This is a genomic window from bacterium, assembly GCA_020440705.1.
In the GTDB taxonomy this organism is placed as follows: Bacteria; Krumholzibacteriota; Krumholzibacteriia; order LZORAL124-64-63; family LZORAL124-64-63; genus JAGRNP01.
In genome coordinates, this window is sequence record JAGRNP010000323.1 from 1 (window position 1) to 592 (window position 592).

1 protein-coding gene is annotated in these 592 nt (G+C 74.3%); it reads left to right on the forward strand.

The features are described 5' to 3' along the window. Positions 1-592 (forward strand): ABC transporter ATP-binding protein (locus tag KDM41_18605; GenBank protein MCB1185435.1); only part of this gene is annotated, 592 nt, incomplete at both ends.

The following is a 592-nucleotide window of genomic DNA, read 5'->3' on the forward strand; positions in this document are numbered from 1 at the left end:
CCGACCTCGGGCCACGTGCACGTCCAGGGCCGCGTCGCCGCACTGATCGACCTCGCCGCCGGCATCGACCCGCGCTTCTCGGGGCGCGAGAACGCGCTGCTGCTCATGATGCTCGCGGGACGCGGCCGCGCGGAGGCGCGCGCCGCGCTTCCCGAAGTGCGCGCGTTCAGCGGCCTCGGCGACGCGTTCGAGGCGCCGGTGCAACGCTATTCGACGGGCATGACGCTGCGCCTCGCGTTCAGCGCGATCATGGCGAGCGACCCCGACGTGCTGCTCGTCGACGAGGTGCTCGCCGTCGGCGACGCCTTCTTCCAGCAGCGCTGCCTGCTGCGCGTGCGCCAGCTGCAGGATCGCGGAACGACCGTCGTGCTCGTCTCGCACGACCCGTCCGCGATCCTCGGCTTCTGCGACCGCGCGATGTGGCTCGAGCACGGACGCGTCGCGTGCAGCGGCGAGCCCGCGAAGGTGGTGCGCGAGTACACCGCGGCCCACTACCGCGACCCGGGCTCGCTCGAGGCGACGCTCGAGGACGGGCTGCCGACGCTCGTCCCCGGCGCCGACGGCGCGCCCGAACCCGCGTCCCGCCTGCCGA